12 protein-coding genes are annotated in these 14,435 nt (G+C 32.4%); 5 read left to right on the top strand and 7 right to left on the bottom strand.

The window, feature by feature from the left end; translation table 11 throughout:
• Window position 1: 1 nt before the first annotated feature.
• The 3 genes from ACS8MM_RS13475 to ACS8MM_RS13465 form a co-directional block, all read right to left on the bottom strand.
• Window positions 2-1,537: a gliding motility-associated C-terminal domain-containing protein gene (locus ACS8MM_RS13475; protein ID WP_379717793.1), complete on the bottom strand. Its 1,536-nt coding sequence runs from the start codon at window positions 1,535-1,537 to the stop codon at window positions 2-4.
• 124 nt (window positions 1,538-1,661) lie between these two features.
• The gene (locus ACS8MM_RS13470; protein ID WP_379717791.1) at window positions 1,662-2,942 is read right to left on the bottom strand and encodes a hypothetical protein; all 1,281 of its coding nucleotides are present in this window, start codon (window positions 2,940-2,942) and stop codon (window positions 1,662-1,664) included.
• 50 nt (window positions 2,943-2,992) lie between these two features.
• Window positions 2,993-3,430 (bottom strand): hypothetical protein, encoded by a 438-nt coding sequence (locus ACS8MM_RS13465; RefSeq protein WP_379717789.1) that lies wholly within the window; start codon window positions 3,428-3,430, stop codon window positions 2,993-2,995.
• 383 nt (window positions 3,431-3,813) lie between these two features.
• Between ACS8MM_RS13465 and ACS8MM_RS13460 the strand changes: the two genes are divergently transcribed.
• The 5 genes from ACS8MM_RS13460 to ACS8MM_RS13440 all read left to right on the top strand — a co-directional run bounded on the left by ACS8MM_RS13460 (window position 3,814) and on the right by ACS8MM_RS13440 (window position 9,892).
• Window positions 3,814-4,962, top strand: a complete 1,149-nt coding sequence (locus ACS8MM_RS13460; protein ID WP_379717787.1) for a DNA polymerase III subunit — start codon at window positions 3,814-3,816, stop codon at window positions 4,960-4,962.
• Between the two features lie 4 nt (window positions 4,963-4,966).
• Window positions 4,967-5,350 (top strand): DoxX family membrane protein, encoded by a 384-nt coding sequence (locus ACS8MM_RS13455; RefSeq protein WP_379717785.1) that lies wholly within the window; start codon window positions 4,967-4,969, stop codon window positions 5,348-5,350.
• 205 nt (window positions 5,351-5,555) lie between these two features.
• Window positions 5,556-5,720, top strand: a complete 165-nt coding sequence (locus tag ACS8MM_RS13450) for a hypothetical protein (protein WP_379717784.1) — start codon at window positions 5,556-5,558, stop codon at window positions 5,718-5,720.
• A gap of 100 nt (window positions 5,721-5,820) precedes the next feature.
• On the top strand, window positions 5,821-6,972 hold the full coding sequence (locus tag ACS8MM_RS13445) for a lanthionine synthetase LanC family protein (protein WP_379717782.1): 1,152 nt from the start codon (window positions 5,821-5,823) through the stop codon (window positions 6,970-6,972).
• A gap of 37 nt (window positions 6,973-7,009) precedes the next feature.
• Window positions 7,010-9,892: a lantibiotic dehydratase gene (locus ACS8MM_RS13440; RefSeq protein ID WP_379717780.1), complete on the top strand. Its 2,883-nt coding sequence runs from the start codon at window positions 7,010-7,012 to the stop codon at window positions 9,890-9,892.
• 61 nt (window positions 9,893-9,953) lie between these two features.
• Here the strand turns inward: ACS8MM_RS13440 and ACS8MM_RS13435 are convergent, their stop codons facing one another.
• From ACS8MM_RS13435 to ACS8MM_RS13420, 4 genes are all read right to left on the bottom strand, one after another.
• Window positions 9,954-12,248, bottom strand: coding sequence for a helix-turn-helix domain-containing protein (locus tag ACS8MM_RS13435; protein WP_379717778.1), 2,295 nt, complete (start codon window positions 12,246-12,248; stop codon window positions 9,954-9,956).
• Window positions 12,249-12,366: 118 nt separating this feature from the next.
• Entirely contained in the window at window positions 12,367-12,945 is a 579-nt protein-coding gene (locus ACS8MM_RS13430; protein ID WP_379717776.1) for an OmpH family outer membrane protein, read from the bottom strand.
• A 251-nt stretch (window positions 12,946-13,196) separates the two neighbouring features.
• Complete coding sequence (locus ACS8MM_RS13425) at window positions 13,197-14,045, bottom strand: class I SAM-dependent methyltransferase (RefSeq protein ID WP_379717774.1); 849 nt, start codon at window positions 14,043-14,045, stop codon at window positions 13,197-13,199.
• A gap of 26 nt (window positions 14,046-14,071) precedes the next feature.
• Complete coding sequence (locus ACS8MM_RS13420; protein ID WP_379717772.1) at window positions 14,072-14,425, bottom strand: SH3 domain-containing protein; 354 nt, start codon at window positions 14,423-14,425, stop codon at window positions 14,072-14,074.
• Between the last annotated feature and the right edge of the window lie 10 nt (window positions 14,426-14,435).

Raw genomic sequence — 14,435 nt, 5'->3', positions numbered from 1 at the left:
GCTACTTTATAACTGTAATAGATCCTTTTTTAACGGGGCTTCCTCCTTTAGAAATTACATAGTAGAAAATGGGATTTACTGACTTGAATTCTATACTATTTTGGGGCCAATCGTTTTGATAATTTGTCGTTTTTAAGATTTCTTTTCCAAAAGCATCAACGATAAAAATTTCGTGTTCTGCTGTTTGATAATCTTGTGGAATTTCCCATAGATCGTTAATCGAATCACCATTTGGGCTAATTGTATTTGGAATCTGAGTAGGATTAATTCCGAATTTTACTCTGAATAATATTTCTTTTGAAAAAATACAACCCGTTGTTTGCGTCACTACCAAACGATAGTCACCATCAATCGGTGTGCTGGTACTGAAAGTATCGGTTGTATTTATCGGTGATGATGAACCGGGATTATACCACTCATAGGTTGCATTTGCAGCAGTTGTCGTAACTGTTACTGAAAAAGTTCCCCCTTCAGGTATTTTATTGATACTAGGGGATTGCAATGCAGGGAAAGTGACATCAAAATCGAAACCATTCACCTGAATTGTATTCGTAAATACTTTTGGAACACAAGAACCTTGGTCCACCTGAACTTTATAATTACCCGTAATTGCTGTAACGTAACTATTGGTCGTAACATTAGGAATCTCCACATCGTTTCTGAACCATTTATACACATAACCCGGAGACGTACTTAAAGTAGTTGGATTAGATGGACAGATATTATTTGGTGGATCTATACTTGATGTTAACGTAAAAGTGGCAGAAGGTGATGCAATGATAACATTTACCTTTTGTGATTTTTCAATTTGATCGTCTAGAAAAGTAGAACATGGTCCATAATCAATGAATGCTTGATAAACACCTGTACTGTTTACTACCAAACTTGACCCTGTTTCTCCAACAATTGGGTTACCATTTTTAAACCATCTATAGGTAATATTTGGTATACCTAAAGGAGAGAGGTTTCCTGGTGTACTTGGATCAACGGATAATGTAGCTGAACCGCCGCTACAAATTCTAACATCGGTAGCATTATTATTCAATGTAAAATCTTCAAGGAATGCCTGATAATAGGCAGATATACCTGTTCTACCAGGTAATTTTGGATCAGGATTTGGTATTGCCCCTGTCGCAGGACCATTTACATCCGGTTCTGGAGCTGTATTTTTTATTCTGAATTTGTATTTATCACTTCCTTTTAAATCACTAGGTAATCTAAAAGTAAAATACCCTGGACTAGTAACTGTCTGTGACGCTAGAATAGTCAACGTTGGCATTGGAGAAACAAAAAAACCGTCTTTATTGGACATTTCCAATACGTAAGTTCCAGGCCCTGCAAATGAAAAATTTACAGTAAACTCGTTAAAATTTGATTCGGCTGGGTCATAAGGAAAAGTATATGGAGGCGGCTCTGCACACATTTTAGTAAAAGTGAACGTAGGCGCGCTCATCTGAGCATATACTCCGTCATGTATAAAAAACGGAATTAGCAGAGCCAAAAATAACCTGAATTTAAATGGTATAGTTCTCTTCATATTAACTTTTACTTAACACAAGATTGTTATAACGAGAAAGTGAAAATATTATTGTATAAAAATCTAGAAATCCATTAAAAGTTTTACCCTTTAATGGATTGTATTCTAGCTTATACTTATTAACTTATTTAGAAGCGGTAATTTTACCGATTTTAACTCTGTAGTCAGGTGTTTTTGCATCCCATGCAATAAACATTTCTGCGTTTGGAGTAGTTTCGTAAAGATTTGCGAATTGTGGATTTCCGTAATAATCTTCTAAGTCTTCGTTATTTGTAGTATTTTCAACAAAAATATTCCCCTTACAATTATTGAAATACATCTCCTCTAACTTAATTTTTTTAAGACCACCAGCTTCTGGTTTGATGTCATCATCCAAAACCACTGCTGGGCTGAATCCAGAAATAACACTTTTCTTAAGAGTTAACCCTGTGCTTTCTGCAACGAAAACCGATTCTTTTACTAAACCACTAGCTGAGTCTCTGTTAAGATCATCAGTTGAATTTACTAAAGTACAGTTAGTAGCAACTACATTCGTTAATGCTTTTGAAAAATCAGCCTCTTCTTTTTTCTCGTAAGAATTAACATTTAAACATCTAGCTCTAGTTGAACCAGAAGAGAATGAATGTCTAACTGCTAAAGAGTTTTCTAATCTAGTTTGAGAACCTTGAGTAAATCTGAAATCATCACCATTTGAGCGTAAAGTAACAGCATTTTTCATTGTAAGATCACCTCCTAAAATTTCAAAAGCATTACCTGCTGAAAAACTTGACATTACGTTTTCAATAACTGTTTTGTTACCAACTGCTGCCAAAGAGATTGCATTGTAATCTTTGTATCCTTTGATTTTCTTACCTGCAAATTCAACTCTCAAGAAACGTAATACTCCTGAGCTTGCTGTTGGGTTAGTTCCACCATAGATTGTTTGAGAAGGATCTCCTTCAAAATTTAAAGAAGCAGTTCCACCAAATTTATTGATTGGCGCATCACCAAGGATTACTAATCCTCCCCAGTCACCTGGTTTTCTTTGAGCTCCATTTGATGTAAATACAATAGGATCTGTTTCAGTACCTTCGGCCATTATCTTAGAGCCTTTAGTAATGATTAACGCACCATTTGTACCTGTGTCCCCTTTGATAACTGTACCTGCTTCAATGGTTAAGGTTGCTCCATTCGTTACGTATACCGGCCCTTGAAGTAAATAGGTATTTCTCTTCAATAACGTTGTATTCGTAGTAATCTTTCCGTACAAAATCTGATTGGTTTCGTTATATTCTACCTTCTTCGGGTTGAATTCTGTCCAGTTGTTTAACCAGTTACTAGCACCAATTATACCTTTTTCTTGTTGAGCATTTGCAGCGAAAGCTACAAATAGCGCAATCCATTTTAAGTTAGATAAGTTTTTCATGGGGATTTGGTTTTAGAAATTATTAACTAAAATTAAAAAATTAATTTATATTATTCACTAAAATTATATAATTCTTTTAACATCGCCTCGTAATATAGTATTGACGAAACTAAGTTCCCTTTGTCTGCATATGGTGTCATCAATCTTTGGAATTCAACAGTTGCAGTTAAGAACGTTCTTGTATTTTCCTGCTGAGCATCAAGAGCTTTGATGTTCTCAGAGTTATCAGGTATACCTACATCTTGCATGGTAATACCCGGTTTGTGTGTCAATGCAATATACGGAAGTGTATTTACTAACGAATTGATTCTTTCGATATATAACTCAAGTAATTGTCCTTTAGTCATCCCTTCCAATTCACTTTTTTCGTGAAATTTACGGATAGCAGAGTTAGTGCTGATGATGCTTTTGGGCTTTCCTTTAGCTTGAGCATTAATATTACCTACTGCGAAAAGCATAAATAGGCCTAAAAAGATAATTTTTTTCATGGTTGATTCAAAATTTTAGTTTAACTCTAATTATTCAAAAATATGTTTTTAAATTTAATTGACAAGTTTTTGAAAACATTTTTACGATATTTTGTAAAAACCTGTCTTTTTAGTTTAAAAACTTTAACAAAAAATTAATGCATTCATTTTTTATCATTCATACCAAAAGCGTGCCAAAATTTTGTTGCCTGTTAATTTTTTGTGAAATTTATTTGAAAAACCCTTATAAATAAAGCTTTTATAAAATTTCATTCGTGAGCAAAAATATTAAAATTTTTCTAATAAAAAATATTTATCAACAATATTTGGTTAAAAACTTATTGTTTTTCAAGTTTTAGAGAATCAAAAAACCAATTAAGGCATAGAAATTTTATATTTGCAACATGCTTTTTAAACAAATTGTAGGTCACGAACATTTAAAAAATCACTTGATTCAGAGTGCTTCTTCAGGTAGAATTCCTCATGCTCAATTATTTGTGGGACCTGAGGGGAGTGGAGTACTGCCAATGGCAATTGCGTATGCACAATATGTTTTGTGTGGTAATTCGGACAAAGAAAATACCGGAGGCAATGAAGCTTGTAATCTGAAATTTGATCATTTTGCGCATCCCGATTTGCATTTTATATATCCTACAGTAACGACTGAGGAAGTAAAATCCAAACCAAAAAGTCTCGATTTTTTAAATGATTGGCGTCAGTTTTTACAGGAACAACCGTATGGCTCTCTTTTTGATTGGTACACACTCCTTAATGTTCAAAACAAACAAGGAGAGATTAGAGTAGAGGATGCTCAGGAAATTTTAAAATCGCTTTCTTTAAAATCGTATGAAGGTGGCTATAAGATTATGATTATTTGGATGGCGGATAAATTGAATATAGCCGCATCCAATAAATTACTTAAACTTTTAGAAGAACCCACCGATAAAACCGTCTTCATATTAATAACTGAAAATGAAGAAGATATTATCCAGACTATCCGTTCGCGTTGCCAAGTTTTGCATTTTTCTCCATTGAGTGAAAATGCTATTACGTCTCATTTGACGGCATACCAGAACGTAGACGAGAAGAAAGCTAACTTAATTGCACATAAAGCACAAGGTAATTATAACAAGGCTTTACGATTATGTGAAGATAAAAACGACAATCAATCGTTCGAAGAATGGTTTGTCATCTGGGTAAGAGCTGCATTTAGAGCAAAAGGGAATGCTTCGGCAATCAATGATTTAATTTCCTGGAGTGAACAAATTGCAGGATTAGGGCGAGAGACTCAAAAGAAATTTTTACATTTTTGTATCGAAATGTTCCGTCAAGCTTTATTACTCAATTATCAAGCCGATAAATTGGTATATTTGGAAACATCTGTCGATAATTTCAATTTGAATAAATTTGCTCCTTTTGTGACCGGAAATAACATTACTACTATATATAAAGAAATACAAGATGCAATCTATCACATTGAACGTAATGGAAATGCTAAAATTATTTTAACCGATTTATCAATCAAATTAACCCGTTTAATACACAAAAACTAAACTTATGCACAATTTAGCTGGCTTACTGGTATTGCTGTTTTTAGCGATTACATTTTTACAATCTGGTTACGACAAATTCACAGATTATCAAGGAAATTTAGGATGGTTAAAAGAACATTTCGCCCAAACCTTTCTAAATGGAAAGGTCGATTTTGCCTTAAAAATATTATTGGTTTTTGAATTAATAGCCGGTTTACTTTGCGTGGTGGGTAGTGTTGAAATGTGTGTCAACGGTGATACTACTTTTGGAAAATATGGAGCCGTTGTTTCATGTATCACATTATTGATGCTATTGTTCGGTCAACGCATTGCCAAAGATTATGATGGTGCAAGAACTATTGCCATTTACTTTATAACTGCTGTTTTTGGTGTGTTTTTATTGCAATAATTTGGTTTACTTATAGTTATACTAAAAATGAAAGTTCGAAACTGTTAAAGTAAAAAAAAACTTATTAAATCCTCTTTTTTTTTAATCCAAATATATATATATTCGTTTTCCAATCGGGTATTAACAAACATATACTTATTGTTTTTTGGGGGGAAATAAGTCGAACAGGTACCTTACGATAGTAGACAAATCTAAATTATTACTTATGAAAAAGTTGGAGTTAAAAAACTTGACAGTTAAAAAATTAACAAACGAAGAAAAAGAAAACATTAACGGTGGATACTTGGCAAAAACAAATCCATCATCTAAAGCTAGTAACGATTCATCTTGTTATCCAATCGCTTGTATAACTACACCTTCTAACTGGTAATCAACCTAGTTTTTAAATTCTTTAAAAGAGTAATTTCCAAAATTTGGAAATTACTCTTTTTTACTAAATACAATAAAACCAATTAGTTAGGCTTTTAAATATGGAGAATGTTCTACTGACGATTGAAAAAAAAATATGGGAATCTATTGATAATGAAGAAAGGATTGGTTTATTTAACGGATTATCTGGCGTTGCACTTTTCTATGATAATTTGTTTCTCCATGATAACAGGGAAGAATACAAAGAAAAATTAATAACCTTACTTGACAAAATAAATACAATTATAGCGGAAGAACTCAGTTCAGTTAGCTTAAATAGTGGTCTTGCAGGTTTTGGATTGACGTTATTAAAGTTAAAAAATGATTTTGTTTCAATAGATGATTCCTACTATACAGATATAGATGCTATTCTTGAAGAGGAACTTGAAGAAGAAGCAACCAATAGCAATTATGATTATTTGAATGGATCACTAGGTATAGCGATGTATTTCCTTGAAAGATATAAAAAGGATAAAAATAGCGGAACTACAGCCATTTTAAACAATTACATAGGTAAATTTATCTCAAAAATAAATACCGATTTACTACTAATCTTAAGAAAACCAACACTAAACGAAGGCCATTGCTATTATTTTGGGATGGCTCATGGTGTAGCAAGTTTCATCAATTTTTTACTTTATGCTAAACTTCATTTCACCGATCTCTCACATCAAATTGATGAACCTTTAAAGAATTGTATCGCATTTTTACACTTCCATAAATACAAGAATGACAACAGTAAACAATTGTATCCTAATGTGTTCTTGATAGAGGAGAATAAATTCATAAATCCTTTACTATCCTGGTGTCAGGGTGATTTAGGAATTGCAAATGCACTATACAATGCCGGAGTATTTCTAAATGAAGATCGCATAATAAAAGAAGCGCAAGAGTTGATTGAAAATACCTGTACGATTTCTTTAGAAGAGTCGGGGATAGCCGATTATTCCTTTTGCCATGGTACAATTGGAATACTGATTCAGTACCATTTGGCTTCGATTAAATTTAAGAATGATTATTCTGAAGTATCCGAAAAATGGATGGAAATACTTGTAAAACAAACCAATAACTTCTTGACTTTTGAAAATTTTGAACAAAAAGAGAAAACTCAGGAAACAAACCTTTTATATGGCTTGACCGGATTAGGGTTAGGGCTATTGTCAATTGATAAAAAAATAAATACAGACTGGTTAGAAATAGTAAACTTGCACTAGTTTTGTACTCCAAATAAATAATAAATACCCAATATAAATGACTTTTTTTGATATTATAGTTAAAAGAGTAACCAATTTTCCTGTGCAATCGTATGAGAAAAACAGAGAGGATTTACACCGTTTTTTTAAAGAAAATAAACTTTTTAAACTTTCTGTCCTTTTATCTTCCATAAGCTTATACAATGATATTGAAAAGGATAAAACCGATAAAATCAAAAATGCGCTGAAAAAATATTTTATCAGGGCTCATTTTAATCCCACTCCATTTGGCACTTTTAATTCTGTTGGTACTTTACAATGGAATGATAAAACCCACATAATCAAGAAATCAACTATTCATTTGAATGTAAAGTACGACAATACTTTTCTTACATCGGTTTATGTGAAAGATTCAACTAAAGACTTATTATCAAGAACTTACACTTTAAATCCGACGATTCATTTCTTACAAAAAGGGAAAATATGCTTTTATAAATCAGAAATTCTAACCAACGACAAAGTAGAAATTAAATTTGTTGAAATTGATTACGATGAGGACTTGCAATGGTTGATGGATCAGTTTAAAAAAAATACTACTATTGATGAATTGGTAAAGCAAATAATGCTGGATGGATTTGAAGAATCCGATATTAGGGATTACTTACTAACTGTTATTGATAGTGGTTTGATAATTGATCAATTCATATTCAATTCATTTACCAAAAAGTTAAGCAATCATAATCCTTTATACCCTTCTTCAATAGTTGAAAAGAACAATCACCTTTTAACTACAACAGAAGCTTTAGAACACTTTACGAATCAATACATTAGCAATCAGGAATCTTTATTAAAAGACAATCCAGATCAGAAAAATTTCTTTGCCATCAACGCATTTGATGAAGAACAAGGAACAATGGATGCTGCGCTTCAAGAAAAAATAAGGAAATTTATTGATTTCACCATTACTTATAATTCCCATACTACATACATTAATGAAAGCCTTACGAAATTCATTACCAAAGTTTCGGAAAAATATAATGATGGTTTAATACCTCTAGTAAAGGTATTTAACCCAAACTCTGGTTTGAATTACACCTCAAATATTTCAGAATACAAGCTAAAACTTGCTGATGAAATTGTTCTAAAAATAGTAAATGCGAAAGATAATAATCTGTATCTGAATTTACCGATCACCGATGATAAAGAAAGGAAAAGAAATAATCTTCCTAATACTTTTACCGTGGTTGTAGAATTATTAACCTGCAAATCAACAGGTAATAAGATAACTTACATACGAAATTTAGGTGCAAATTCCGCATTGAATTTAGTGGCAAGATTCAGTAAAGTAACGAATCCTTTATGCCAAGATATTATCAATTATGAAAAGAAAGTACACGATGGTAAAATCATAGCCGATATAAGCTGCATCGGTTTGTTCAGAAGTGTAAATATTAATGCTGTAGAACAATTATACGACTACAGCTTACCCATAAATACTTCATATACTGATGAATCTAAAACCCTTTTATTATCTGATATCTATATACATCTCTCTAATGGGAAATTAAATTTAGTTTCTAAAAAACATAAAAAGCAAATACTTCCAAAATTAACAACAGCAATTAACACAAAATTGTCAGATTCGGAAATGTATAGATTCTTAAGTGATTTAGAGTTTTACAATCAGGAGCTTTATGATATCAATTTTAATTTTAATAGTTACGATTACTTAAAAAGCTATGTGCCAAGAATTTACTTGGATAAAGAAACATTGCTTCATCCGGCTCAGTTACTTTTGGCTTACGACAATTATACTTTGGAAGAATTTACCGTGTATTTAAATCAACGAATCAAGGAATCCGATTTTTCTACAATAGTAAATTTGAATACGCCTGAAGGTAACTTAACTCTTGACACAACCGATAATGAAGATGTTTTAGTGTTGTTCCAACAATTAAAAACCACTAAAAAACTGTATATCAACGAGTTTATCTATCAAAGTTTTAGTCCGGCAATTGTAGATAATGACGGGAACAATTATCCACATGAATTGGTTGTAAGCGTAAAAAACACCGACTATTTTAGAGACAGTTACCAATACGATGAAATCATTGAAGATACCACAAACCTGTCTGAAAATGTACCCATTGTATCGGACTGGTTGTATTTGGATTTATACCGAAATACCTACTCAAATAATGATATTCTAAAGCATATTCATGAAACTATCATTTCGAAAAATATCGTAAATAAATTCTTTTTCGTAAATTATAAAAACACCGAAGATCATATTAGAGTTCGATTCCAGACAACTTCAATTGAAGTGAAGGAATTAATAATTCAAAGCATTAATCAATTAAAAATAAACAGTATCATCAGTAAATATCATATTGTTCCTTATGAGCAAGAAATTCACCGATACGGAGGTTTAGAATTAATGGAATATGCTGAAAGTATTTTTGATTTGGATAGTCGTGACTTCATCGAAAAAATAGTTCTAGACGAATGTGATGATGAGACCAGACGTATACTATCTATTTTAAAAATCAAAAATTACTTGGAGTTCTTTGGTTTTACGCCTGATGAGATGATAAATCATTGTGAAAGATCTATCGAATCTTTTTCAAGAGAATTTGAACTTACACCTCAATTAAGAAAGACTTTTAATAAAGATTACGCCGACATCAAAGCAAAAATCGACAACTTAGACTATTCAAATTTTTTAAATAACAACAGTCTGAAAGGAAGGTTAGGTGAAAACTTACCAAAAATGAGACCAACTGCTTCCCATTATGCTTGGATTCTAATCCATATGAGTATGAATAGGCATTTCAATGAAAATCAAAGATTTAATGAATTCAAATCCTATTACATGACTAAATCCTATTTGAATCAGATAAAATATTCGAAAAAGAATATTGAGATAGCATTGGTATCGTAATTCTACAATAAATACGTTTTATCTTAATCTATTTCAATAAGATAACGATAAAAAAAGCCTCTTATTTTGAGGCTTTTTTATCATTATCCAATGTATTTCTTTCTTTGAAAGCTTTATAGATTTTTAATTCATTCCAAGTAAATTGATCTCCATATTTTTCTTTTAACGGAGTAAGAGTTGCATCAGTAAAACCTTCAAATGCTTTTGCTAATTCGTCTAAAATATCCTTAGGAAGTACTTCTGTAATGGCAATAGTTCCATTTTCAATTAATTTAGCAATATGACTACCAATGGTTTGAACGGATAGCTTTCGCACACCAGCTATCTCTTCTATAGAATGATTGGACTTCCAAAGTTCCAACGTTTCTTCATAAGTAGATTTTTTGGCAACCTTTTCCTTTTTTGATTTTTTTAAACTTGAATCATGATCGAAATCCTCATCCATTAAGCTTGAATTACTAGTTTTAAATTCTTTTTTTACAAGTGCTACTACATTCGCTTTATAGTTTTTCATTTCTTCAGATGACATATTCTCTTTTGAAATAGTTACGCCTGAAGTAATGTGTTGGATCATCAATCTTGCTTTCATCATCCCGAATACTGCTTTAATTTGTAATTCTTCCAAAAGCTGTAACTCTTCTAAAATACCTTTCGTTTTCTTTTTTCTTTTGAATTCTTCTTGTTTCCAAAAGATTTCGAAAACCAATCCGTCTAGAATCTTAAAAAAATAATCATAGGCTGCTGAAATTCGTTGTTGAATGTACTGGTAATCCTTTGTTTCACGTGAAAAAAGAAAATCCAATTGATTTCTAAATTTTTTAGCCGACTCCTGGATTCCTTCTAAAACTTCGGTTTGCTTCTTAGCCCATTGAAAATGCACAGATTGCTTCTTATTATCTCGAACGCCATATTGATGATTGCGCCATTCTTGTGTTAAATTCTGCCAATCAAAACTAGCTTTAAGGTATTCCAATAGGAATTTTTGAGTTTGTAAAGCCAAAGATTCAGCTAAAATGGTATTGTTTGCTTTATGATTTGAATAACCAACCACATCAGCGTCATTCAAAACTCCATTCAAATTAAGCGGAGAAAGCAAAATAAGGCCATTTAAGGAACGCAAACGCGATAAAGCAACATAGGCCTGCCCGGGTAAAAAAATATGCGACATATCCAACGCTGCTTTGTCAAACGTTAATCCCTGACTCTTATGGATCGTTATCGCCCAAGCCAATTTAATTGGGTAGTGCACATAAGTTCCCATTATTTCCTCTACAATCTCTTTAGTATCAGGATGTAATGAGTATCGAATATTTTGCCATTCGTAGCGTTCAACTGTAACAATTTTTCTTTCATCTGGAAAATCAACAACAATTTCTTCTTCAGACAAAGCTTTGATAATTCCCATTTTACCATTATAAAACCTCTTTTCAGGAGACAAATCGTTCTTAATGAACATAACTTGAGCGCCTTCTTTGAGTTCTAACTCGCTATCAATGGGATAAATTTTTTCGGGAAAATCACCCACTATTTCAGGAAGGTATTTGAAAACTTTAGCTGGTAATTCGGCCAATGCTTTCGAATTCATTGCATCAGCTTTAGTGTTATGTGTTGTTAGTGTTATATAACCAGGATGCTCTTGCAAATTAAACTCCCGATTTACATACTGGTTCAGAAGTTGAATATTTTCATCTGTAATCTGATTTTGACGTAAATTATTGAGTAACGAAACGAATAGGCTGTCGGTTTGTCTAAAAATTTTAGACAATTCAATGTATAACGGAGGGTTTTGACGAATAACCTGAGAATGAAAAAAATACCTACCATTGTAATGATTTCGCAATACTTTCCACTCTTCTTCTTTGATTACTGGAGGCAACTGAAGTAAATCCCCAATAAAAAGGAGTTGTACACCACCGAAAACGCGATCCGATTTTCGAACAATACGCAGCATAAAGTCCATAGCATCCAATAAATCGGCACGAAGCATACTGACTTCATCGATAATCAGTAATTCCATGTTTCTGATAACCGATTTCTTTAGGTTGTTCATTTTGAAATGCCTAGAAAGCGTACTTTTGGTTTCAAAACGAACGAATTCAGAGAATTGCGGCGAACTGTAGTCAGGAATAAAGGCTGAAAAGGGGAGTTGAAACAACGAGTGAATTGTTACCCCGCCAGCATTTAGTGCTGCAATACCTGTGGGTGCAACAACGACAACATTTTTATGAGTCGTTTGAATGATTTCGTGGAGTAGGGTAGTCTTTCCTGTTCCCGCTTTTCCGGTAAGAAAGATGTTTTGTTGTGTTTGATTGATGAATTGTAAAGTGAATTTGGCTTCTTCTGAAATTGTGTGCATATGGCTTATATTAAAAGAACTAAAGTATTGAATTTTAGTAAATAAGTTTTGAAAACTAGTGACCAATCCAAAAAAAAAGCCTTCAATACAATTGAAGGCTCTATATTTTTCGAAGCAATTATTTTTTTACTTCCTCTTTCTTTTCTTCTTTCTTCTCTTCTGTTTTTCCTTTAGCGGCATGACGATCGTTCAAAGCTTTGATAACATCTTTTGTGATATCATACGAATCTTTCGCATAAAGCACTGTAGCTGCATCACCCGTTCCATAGATATAATCGTAACCTTTCTCTTTCCCATAGCCTTTGATAAAATCTCTTACATCTTTCACGATTGAATCTCTCTCAGTTCCACCTTCCATTTGCAATTGTTGTGCAATCGCTTGTTCAGCATATGCTAATTGTTGGCTTCTTTGTTGTAACTCTCCGTATTTTTGTTGTGCCCAAGCCTGACCTTTAAGTTGCGCATTTTTTTGAAAGCTTTGCTTTTCTGCTTCCAATTTTTTGGCTTCAATTTGGATTTCTCTAGCTTTTACTTGGCTTTTGGTTTTAAATTTTTCCTCCAACTCTTTGTACTGAGTATATTCTTCCATTAATTTAACGGTATCAATATAGGCAGTTTTGAATTCTTTCACTTCGGGAGCTTTGTTACATGCAAAAACAGAAACAACGATAGCTGCTACAACAACAATTTTTTTCATTTTATTCTTTTCGGTTAATTTTTAAATTTTGGTAAAAATAACATTTTTTTAGAATGTTCGTTTGATTCGCATTTTAATTCTTTTTTGGATAAAAAAACGATCATAAATTTTATCTATTAAAATCAAATTTTAATTATTTTCAACAATAAAAAACGGCGCAAATGCCTTTTATTTCTGCTTAAAACTAAAATTAGAAAGGTATTTTCCTTACAAACACCTTAAAACCCTTTTAAAAGGGCTTAAAATGCGTTTTACTGGTTTTTTAGAAGATAAATGTGCGAAGAATATTCCTTCGAAACATTTGCTTTCCAATTGGAACGAAATCCAACCCAAAAAGCTCTCAAAAAATTCATTTTTCCATTTTTGTATTTTTCAGAGAGAAGAGCAACATAAAAACTATCAAAAACCATAGGAAGCACTTTTACCAGTTTCAGGTTTTCTTTAGCAAATAATTTTTCAATGCTTGTTTTGGAAAAATGCCAAAGATGTCTCGGAACATCATAAGCAGCCCAAAATTCTCCATAATACGTTGCATCATAAGACTTGAAGTTGGGAACAGCAATAATGATGGTTCCGTTAGGCTTTAGTAATCTCTTTAATTGTTGAATTTGGTGTTCCACGTTGGGCACATGTTCCAAGACATGCCACATAGTAATAACATCAAACTGCTGATTTTCAATACTTTCTATGCTATTTTCAAAGCTAACACCTTTAGAAACAGCTAATTTTTTTGCATTTTCATTAGGCTCAATACCCGTAATTTGCCAACCGTTTGCCTTGGCTGTCACTAAAAAGTCACCTGTTCCTGCGCCAATATCCAATAAACTTCCTTTTTCATGGTGTAAAGAGTTAAGTAAACTCACTTTTTTATTCAAGGAATAAATTTTTACCCAATGATACATTTTTTCAAACAAAGAGCGTTTAGCATCTGTATGTGAAATGTAATCTTCACTTTCGTAATATTTCCCTAAGTTTTCCAATTCGGGTTGTGGATGCGTTTTTAACAATTGTAACTCTTCGTCCAAGAGTAATTCAAATTTTTCTCCCGATACGGAGTGATCTTTAACTTTGATGTAAACGTTTTGATTTGAAAAATTCATTATATCTGTAACTGTTTTTATTTTATTTATAGCGCTATGCATTCTGATGGAATCCAGCCTTCATCTTGGGATACATTATTTTTAACCCAAGACCATCCATTCAATGATTCCAATAACTCGACTTGCTCATCTTTCTGCACTGTTAATTCCTGCGCCGAATATTTCTTTACTATGATTCCAGTTTTTTTATTTTCTGAAAATTGAATTATTTGATTGGGAATCCAGCCTGCATTACTTCGGTCTGACAATTCGGCCCAAATCCAACCTTTCCATTTTTCTTCAGTTTCTTCCATTCCCAAAAAAACAACATCTCCAACATTCAAAAGAATAGGGTTGGTGTACTGTTTTGTATAGGCTTGAGTAATTCTAAAAATTTTCATTGTATCCGTT

The organism is Flavobacterium sp. MAHUQ-57, from assembly GCF_051908335.1.
GTDB lineage: Bacteria > Bacteroidota > Bacteroidia > Flavobacteriales > Flavobacteriaceae > Flavobacterium.
The sequence above is the reverse complement of the archived record's forward strand: the minus strand, read 5'-3'. Positions and strand labels throughout refer to the sequence as shown.

Bases quoted from the DNA above. Each gene is read 5' to 3' on its own strand.
- ACS8MM_RS13475 (WP_379717793.1), bottom strand. From the start codon at position 1,537: ATGAAGAGAACTATACCATTTAAATTCAGGTTATTTTTGGCTCTGCTA.
- ACS8MM_RS13470 (WP_379717791.1), bottom strand. From the start codon at position 2,942: ATGAAAAACTTATCTAACTTAAAATGGATTGCGCTATTTGTAGCTTTC.
- ACS8MM_RS13465 (WP_379717789.1), bottom strand. From the start codon at position 3,430: ATGAAAAAAATTATCTTTTTAGGCCTATTTATGCTTTTCGCAGTAGGT.
- ACS8MM_RS13460 (WP_379717787.1), top strand. From the start codon at position 3,814: ATGCTTTTTAAACAAATTGTAGGTCACGAACATTTAAAAAATCACTTG.
- ACS8MM_RS13455 (WP_379717785.1), top strand. From the start codon at position 4,967: ATGCACAATTTAGCTGGCTTACTGGTATTGCTGTTTTTAGCGATTACA.
- ACS8MM_RS13450 (WP_379717784.1), top strand. From the start codon at position 5,556: ATGAAAAAGTTGGAGTTAAAAAACTTGACAGTTAAAAAATTAACAAAC.
- ACS8MM_RS13445 (WP_379717782.1), top strand. From the start codon at position 5,821: ATGGAGAATGTTCTACTGACGATTGAAAAAAAAATATGGGAATCTATT.
- ACS8MM_RS13440 (WP_379717780.1), top strand. From the start codon at position 7,010: ATGACTTTTTTTGATATTATAGTTAAAAGAGTAACCAATTTTCCTGTG.
- ACS8MM_RS13435 (WP_379717778.1), bottom strand. From the start codon at position 12,248: ATGCACACAATTTCAGAAGAAGCCAAATTCACTTTACAATTCATCAAT.
- ACS8MM_RS13430 (WP_379717776.1), bottom strand. From the start codon at position 12,945: ATGAAAAAAATTGTTGTTGTAGCAGCTATCGTTGTTTCTGTTTTTGCA.
- ACS8MM_RS13425 (WP_379717774.1), bottom strand. From the start codon at position 14,045: ATGAATTTTTCAAATCAAAACGTTTACATCAAAGTTAAAGATCACTCC.
- ACS8MM_RS13420 (WP_379717772.1), bottom strand. From the start codon at position 14,425: ATGAAAATTTTTAGAATTACTCAAGCCTATACAAAACAGTACACCAAC.